The sequence below is a fragment of the Streptomyces hilarionis genome (assembly GCF_024539675.1).
Lineage (GTDB): Bacteria > Actinomycetota > Actinomycetes > Streptomycetales > Streptomycetaceae > Streptomyces > Streptomyces hilarionis.
This window is the reverse complement of sequence record NZ_JAHHIT010000801.1, coordinates 1-255: the sequence shown is the minus strand read 5'-3', so window position 1 is coordinate 255 and position 255 is coordinate 1. Positions and strand designations below refer to the sequence as shown.

General features: G+C 42.4%; 1 protein-coding gene. It reads right to left on the bottom strand.

All coding sequences use genetic code 11. The features are described from left to right. A partial coding sequence (locus KMS84_RS40410; protein WP_256921637.1) for a glycosyltransferase occupies nucleotides 1-255 on the bottom strand: 255 nt, incomplete at both ends.

Below are 255 nucleotides of genomic sequence, written 5' to 3'. Positions count from 1 at the left end.
ATACTCACCGGAGCACTCGGAGAAACCCCGCTGGTAATTTTTGGTTATTCCCAAATTACCATCATTCATCAAGTACTTAAACGTAAACCTTGGATCGCTACCTTCAAACTCTCTAATGATATTCAGCGTACCATCGCTAGAGCCATCATCAGCAATAACGAGCTGCACGGGCCCATCAATAACTTGTTTAAACAGCGCATCAAGCGCTTGACGGATATATTTCTCGTGATTATAAGTAACGAGCAGTATAGAAAG